The sequence below is a fragment of the Desulfobacter sp. genome (assembly GCF_050177295.1).
The window spans coordinates 1-5,555 of the sequence record NZ_JBFXHE010000297.1; the positions used below are offsets into that span (position 1 = coordinate 1).

Annotated in this window: 4 protein-coding genes; all 4 read left to right on the forward strand. The window is 47.4% G+C overall.

Annotated elements, in window-relative coordinates:
• Nucleotides 1–1,848: hybrid sensor histidine kinase/response regulator (locus AB7U36_RS17280; protein ID WP_428160928.1), on the forward strand; the 1,848-nt coding region annotated here is incomplete at its 5' end.
• Between the two features lie 60 nt (nucleotides 1,849–1,908).
• Nucleotides 1,909–2,256, forward strand: coding sequence for a HAMP domain-containing protein (locus tag AB7U36_RS17285; protein WP_428160929.1), 348 nt, complete (start codon nucleotides 1,909–1,911; stop codon nucleotides 2,254–2,256).
• A 75-nt stretch (nucleotides 2,257–2,331) separates the two neighbouring features.
• On the forward strand, nucleotides 2,332–4,269 hold the full coding sequence (locus tag AB7U36_RS17290) for a methyl-accepting chemotaxis protein (protein WP_428160930.1): 1,938 nt from the start codon (nucleotides 2,332–2,334) through the stop codon (nucleotides 4,267–4,269).
• Nucleotides 4,270–4,874: 605 nt separating this feature from the next.
• On the forward strand, nucleotides 4,875–5,555 hold a 681-nt coding region (locus AB7U36_RS17295; protein ID WP_428160931.1), incomplete at its 3' end, for a cache domain-containing protein.

Consider the following 5,555-nt stretch of genomic DNA (forward strand, 5'->3'; position numbering starts at 1 on the left):
CAGGACTGTAAGGTCATGGACAATAACGGACGTTGCCACCAGGCGACAAGTCAATTGTGGACACAGGCTGTCCTGAAACGCGAAACGGTAATTGTTAATGATTATCAGCAGGAATCCGAAGGAAACAAGTTCCCGGCCGGACATATCCGGATCATCAGGTACATGAATGTTCCGGTCTTTGACCGCGGCAGGATTGTGGCCGTGGCCGTGGTGGGGAACAAAGCGGAAAACTATGATAATTCCGATATCCGGCAGATGAACCTGCTCATGGACGGCATGTGGAAAATTATCCAGCGCAAAGCTTCGGAGGAGGCTTTGCGGCAAAGCGAGGAGCGGTACCGCTTGCTGATGGAGAACGCCAGTGACATTATCTGGACCCTTGGGTTGCCGGATATGCATTTTCTTTATGTAAGCCCGTCCGTGGAAACCATTTTGGGATACACCCCGGAACAGGTCCAAAAGCTTGGGCTGAAAGATATTATTGCGCCGGAATATTTGGAGCGGTTTATCAGCGTGATCAGCGAAGAGATGACAAAGCAAGGCGGTCCTGACGCCGATCCCAGACGATCCTGGTTAACCGCATTGGAACAGGTGCGAAAAGACGGATCTTTTGTCTGGACTGAAATAAAAGCCAGCTTTTTAAGGGATGAGGCCGGCAGGGCAAACCGGATCCTTGGGGTCACCCGGGACATCACCCAGCGCCGGCGGATGGAGCGCCGGCTTCAGCAGAGTCAGAAAATGGAGGCTGTGGGCACCCTGGCGGGCGGCATTGCCCATGATTTTAATAATATCCTCTCTTCAATTCTGGGATTTGCCGAACTGGCCCGGTTGCAGTGCAAATCAGACCCTGAGCTGATCAAGAGTCTGGACAAGATTTTTTCCGCCGGCATCAGAGCCCGGGATTTGATCCGCCACATTCTGGTATTCAGCAGGCAGCAGGAAATCCGGCGGGCACCTTTGGCCATCACGCCTTTGGTTAAGGAATGCCTTAATTTTATCCGGGCGTCCATCCCTAAAAATATTGAAATTATCCGGAAACTGGATGCACCCGACATCATGGTGGAGGCCGATGCCTCCCAAATCCACCAGATCATCATGAACCTGTGCACCAATGCGGGCCATGCCATGGAAGGGAAGAACGGCGTTCTGGAAGTGGGTCTTAAATCTGTCCGGATTGAAAATTGGGAAGAGGTGCGAATCAAGGGCCTGGATCCGGGCAACTATCTGGAGCTGTCCATCACCGATTCCGGATGCGGTATTCCAGAGCCGGTGATAGAACGGATTTTTGAACCGTTTTTTACCACCAAAGCCAAGGGTGAAGGCACCGGTATGGGACTTTCCATTGTCCACGGTATTGTCAAAGACATGGGCGGCGGCATTTCGGTTTACAGCGAACCGGACAAGGGATCGGTTTTTAAGATATATCTGCCGGCCCGTACCGGCAAAGAGGAATCAACGGTTTTCCCGGGGCTGCCGCTGACAAAGGAGACCGGCCGGATTCTCATGGTGGATGATGAAGAAGATATTGTTATATCCGCCCGGCTCATCCTGATGACATTGGGATATGAGGTAACAGGCGTGACCGACAGTCTTGAGGCCCTTGAAATCTTCAAAAAGGATCCCCAGGCCTTTGATCTGGTGCTGTCTGACCTGACCATGCCCCGGATGACCGGAATTCAGTTAATCCGTGAAATCCGTGAACTGCACAGAGACATTCCCATTATTTTAAGCACCGGATTCAGTGATGGGAAGTCCGCTGCCGAAACAAGCGGTGCGTTTGCCGTGGTAATGAAGCCGCTGATTGCCCGGGAACTGGCACAGGCGGTCCGGGCCGCCCTTAACCCCTAGATCTGATATAGATCTGCTACAGATAGAGCTTCCACAGCGAATTTTAAACGGGAGAATTTTATGAAATTGGGTGATTTAAATTTACCAACGAAAATACTCGGCTGTTTAATCACATTGGGCATTACCCGTCCGGTCAGAAAAGGGGTCGAATTTGCAAAGGCATTGTCCCAGGGAGATCTAACCCGGGCGCTTGAGGTGAATCAGGCAGATGAAATAGGCGTTTTGGCCAATGCACTGAATCATGTATCCAAAAATCTGAGATCCATGTTCGCGGACATTTCTTCAGGCACCCAGACCCTTACCGCTTCCTCCACTGAGCTTTCTGTCATCTCCGCCCAGATGCTGTCAAACGCGCATCAAACTTCGGAACAGTCAGGCAATGAAATGGTAAAACAGTTTAAAATTTAATAATATAGGAAAGGAAATCCCAGAATGAAGTTGTCTTTGAAGTCAAGGTTATTAATCGGAGGGTTTTTAGCCTCCATGCTCCCCCTGGCTATTTGCAGTTATTTTTCAGTAAGCAAATCCTCTGACGCTTTGATACAAAGCCACAAGTCCAACTCCGTCCAGGTCGCCAAAGATCTGTCTTGCCTGGGTGAAGAGTTTATCAGTCAGGAAAAAGGCTTTGCCTTGTCCATGGCTCAAGTGCCGATATTAAAAGAGACCGTCTCAAAGGCATTTAACCTGGGGCCGGACCAGGTAAAACCGGAATTGAATGCACTGGCAAAATTTCTGGCTGATGCGCATGGCCAGGTTAAAAACGGACATGAAAACATAATGGTTACAGATCAAAACGGCACCGTCATCGCCGACAGTCTTGGGGGAAAAACAAATGGGTTCACTCTGGGGGAACGGGAGTATTTTGTTGAAGCAAAAAAAGGGTCGCTCAGTTTAAGCGACCCCATTTTGTCAAAATCATCCGGGGATCCGGTTCTGACGGTTGCGGTTCCCATAAAACAGGAGAACGGGATAGTTTCCGGCGTAATGATATCGGTGATCAAACTGAATCAGTTAAGCAATATCATTACCCGGGTTAAACTGGGAAAAACCGGTTATCCGTTTTTAGTTGACACAAAAGGGACGTTCATTGCCCACCCCAACCCGGATCTTATTTTTACGACCAATGCCACCCAACTAAACGGGATGAAGGAGGTGGCCAGGCAAATGCTGGACCGGAAAACCGGTGTCCACGATTATGAATTTAAAGGCGTGCGCAAAATAGCCGGATTTGCCCCGGTTAACTCAACGGGCTGGAGTATCTGCGTTACCCAGAATGAAAAAGAGTTTCTGGCGCCAGCCAGACATATCAGAAATCTTTCACTAATGATCGCAACTTTTTTTCTTGCCGTCATTTTGTTGGGTGTTCTCTGGTTTGTAAACGGCGTCATGGGCCAACTGGGCGGGGAGCCATTGGAGATTGCCGGTATTGCCGACAGTATTGCCGCCGGGGATCTGACAATCCAATTCAGGGATGATGGCAAAAACCTGACCGGTGTTTATGCCGGTATGAAAGAAATGGCCGGGAACCTGACGGGTATGCTCAAAGAGATCACCGGCGGTGTTCAGACATTGACCGCCGCATCCACAGAGCTGTCCGCCATTTCCGAACAAATGGCAGCCAATGCGGATGATACTTCCGAAAAATCCAACGGTGTGGCCGCTGCCGCAGAAGAGATGACCGCAAACATGAATTCAGTGGCCGCAGCAACTGAACAGACCGCTGCCAATATTCAAATGATTGTTGCTGCGGCCGAAGAGATGTCCTCCACCATTTCGGAGATCGCATCCAATACATCCAAAGGCAGCCAGACAACCCTGGATGCCGTGAAAAAGGCAGAAGCGGTTTCAGAAAAAGTCAACGCGCTGGGAAAAGCTGCTTCCCAGATCAGCAGGGTAACCGAAACCATTGCAGACATTTCTGAGCAGACCAATCTTCTGGCCCTTAACGCCACCATTGAAGCGGCAAGGGCCGGAGAGGCCGGAAAAGGATTTGCCGTAGTCGCAGCAGAAATTAAAGCCCTTGCCCAGCAAACAGCCGAGGCCACGGATGAGATCGGTGCCCGGATCGGTGAGGTGCAGAAAAGTACCGGTGAATCCGTAACCGCTATTAACGAAATTGTCGGGGTGATCAATGAGATTAACACCATTGTCACCTCAGTTGCCGTTGCCATTGAGGAACAGACGGCAACGACCCAGGAAATCACGAACAATGTGAGCCAGGCAGGCAACGGGGTCCAGGAGGTGAACGAAAATGTCAACCAGGCCTCAGCTGTGGCCGAAGAAGTCAGCAAGGATATTCATCAGGTCAGTCAGGCTTCGGAAGAAATGAAGGCCGGCAGCCGGCAGGTTAATACCAGTTCCACGGAATTGTCCAGGCTGGCTGAAAATCTTAATAGCATGATAACGCGATTTAAAATATGACCCCCAATTATTACATCTGAAACGCTTGATGGCTCAATAGGGTAAAAATTATTTACATCTTGAAAATAATCCTGACATCCATTTACAGCTAACAAAGCATCTCAATGTTAAATTAAACACATTTCCCCTGATATCACCCCAAGATAATGATATCAGGGGACAAAATGCAACTTCCTATACGCTTCAATTATTTGATATAATAAAATAAATTTTTCTTTCTTTTCCCGGCATTATGTGCAGGAATATGCTATGATTGAAAACGGCCGATTGGCTCTTGTAACTATATTATAGTGATATCGTTCTAATTCTGATTTTTTAAGGCATCAGTTTTGCATCAGTTTTGCATCAGTTTTGCATTAGTTTTGCATTAGTTTTGCGCCAATTTTGCATTAGTTGTCATTGAGTTCATGCGCAAGAGCAGAATATTGGCCTTGATCATCGTTTCGGCCACTTGAGAATTGGGGGCATTGTTCAAATTTATACCCCCCTGCCGTTAAAGGTATTTCGATAAGTATTCATGATTCGATCATCAAAATTGACCCAAAGGATGATCAAGGCCAGGATATTATTGGGCGCATGCCAAAATGGGTAGGAAGTAATAAATTATGGTGATCCCGATAAAAGCAATGAAGATCTCTCCAAAACTGTCTTTATTCTTCATTATCCTGGCCATTGTTACAGTTACTATCATCGCGATATATATCAATAAAAACAGCAGACGTGAATTACGGCACATGGCTGCCAGGCAGTATGGCATTCAGCAGCTCATGGAGACAAAATTAGTGGCCTCCGCCATTGAAAAATATTTTGACCGATTTATTTCCGATCTTTATTTCATGACAAATGCCGGCCAGGATTTGTCTTCAATTCTGCCTTTTGATGAATTGTTTTATAACCGGCATCAGGGGTTGCGGAAAGTGACCTCCATACGATTTTTAGATACAAAGGGAATATTGACATTTATTTATCCCAGTGACGGGTTCCGCGGGAAATTGATTGGAAAAAGATATGATACTGAGGATTATTATAAAAAAGCATTGTCAACTGGAAAAGTAGCGATTTCCAGTTTTATTTACAATGAAAAAAATGAACCAAGAATCAGGATCGCCATTCCCGTTTTTAATCATGACCCGGTCACATCCCACATCAAAGGCGTTTTGGTGGGATCCTTTGATCCGATAACTGTTTTAAATCCGATTATAGATGCCATTGTACCAGAGAAGGCCGTCGAATATGCATGGGTTCTGGATTCGGAAGGGTGTTTTCTCATACATCCTGTTAAAGAG

Coding starts and splice junctions, on each gene's coding strand:
- AB7U36_RS17285 (WP_428160929.1), top strand. CDS start 1,909: ATGAAATTGGGTGATTTAAATTTACCAACGAAAATACTCGGCTGTTTA.
- AB7U36_RS17290 (WP_428160930.1), top strand. CDS start 2,332: ATGCTCCCCCTGGCTATTTGCAGTTATTTTTCAGTAAGCAAATCCTCT.